At 45.3% G+C, this 1,580-nt stretch carries 1 protein-coding gene; it reads right to left on the reverse strand.

The window, feature by feature from the left end; genetic code table 11:
- Nucleotides 1–135: 135 nt before the first annotated feature.
- Nucleotides 136–1,335, reverse strand: coding sequence for an IS110 family RNA-guided transposase (locus C558_RS0129990; protein ID WP_018759980.1), 1,200 nt, complete (start codon nt 1,333–1,335; stop codon nt 136–138).
- Between the last annotated feature and the right edge of the window lie 245 nt (nt 1,336–1,580).

The following is a 1,580-nucleotide window of genomic DNA, read 5'->3' on the forward strand; positions in this document are numbered from 1 at the left end:
CTATTCTAGCTAATAGTTTGTCAATATTTAAAACTTAATGGATTCAATCGCCGGTGGTATACTGAAAAATGAGTATAGCAAATAACCCTTCCTGCAGTTGTGGGAAGGATTTCCTGAGAAGGTGAGAATTTCTTTCTAACTCAATTGAAATGCTTCTTTTTTAGTAAGGATCGCGTAAATCCAGTGGATCAGCTTGTTTACGCAGGCAATTACGGCTACTTTAAACGGCTTGCCCTCGGCACGTTTTTTATCGTAATAGGCTCGGAGCTTCCGGTTACGCGAGCTGCGCAGACCACAACGTACGGCCAAATATAAGGTGGTTCGAAGTCTTCTGGATCCACGTTTGGTAATCTTGTTTCGGGTAGCTGTAAACTTGCCGGAAGAGAAGACGCTTGGATCGACACCGGCAAATGCAACAAGCTTTTTTGCATGATCAAATCGATCGATTTCCCCGACCTCAGCCAGAATTGTTGCAGCAATTCTGGTGCCTATGCCGGGTATCGATTGGATCAACTCATATTCATGTAATTCTGTAGCCAGAGCATCTATCGACTGTTCGAGGTTGGCCAGGTGCTCTTGGTACTGCAAAAGCAGATTAATGAGCAGTTCCAGTGAGATGAGATGGCTTGAAAATGCCGTCTCTTTAAACGGATTTCGCTTGGCAGCAGCAACTAATTTCAGCGCTCGTTCGAGCGCCCAATCGGAATTTATCCGACCGGAAATTGATTGAATCGTCGCTGTAACGTCATTCAGAGACTTGGAAAGCACCGAGGAAGATGTAGGATGAAGAGCCAGAAAACGAAGCGAAACCTTCGAATACAGGTCTCCAAACACACCACGGTATTCCGGAAAGACCTGATCAAGAACCGCCTGAAACTGCAACTTCGCTTGCACATACATATCCGTTAAAGAGTCATGCTGCCTGGTCAGGTAGCGCAGATTCATCATGAATTGTCCCCGTTTTTTGTACGGTTCCAACTCTTCTTTGTAGAATAATTCCCCTAGTTGGTAGGCGTCAGCGATATCCGTTTTCACCTTGCGCAAGTTGGTTTTTTTGGCCTGATGTGAAATTAACGGATTAATGACAATATACAAATACTGATGCTCATCTAGAAACTGAATGACAGGGCTATGGTAGTGTCCAGTTGCTTCTAACACTACTGCCGGACGTTGTCCGGTAAAGGATTCAATATCCTGTAGAAGGTTTAGGAAAGTCACCAGCCCCTCCAGATTATGCTCAAATCGAAGGACCTTTCCGTATGTGACACCTCGATCCGTAAATGCTTGAGCATGGCTTTCTCCTTTGGAAACATCAAGTCCAATAACAGGATTCATATAACCACTCCTTGTTCTATATTCGCCAGTAACCCCTAACCTTCTTGTCGTCCACATTATCGCATGTGATTCGGGGTCAAAGCCCCAACTAGCCTAATCATGGTTTAACAAGTAGGGGGGATGAACGGAATAGCTCTCGGGATCCGAGTCCCACGGGCAGAAACGTTCGATCCCCGGCTACCTCAATCTTATGACCACACAATAAGGAGGTCGACCAGTAAGTTCTGGTGACCTCATAATACGAA

The organism is Paenibacillus terrigena DSM 21567, assembly GCF_000374845.1.
Taxonomy (GTDB): Bacteria; Bacillota; Bacilli; order Paenibacillales; family Paenibacillaceae; genus Paenibacillus_K; species Paenibacillus_K terrigena.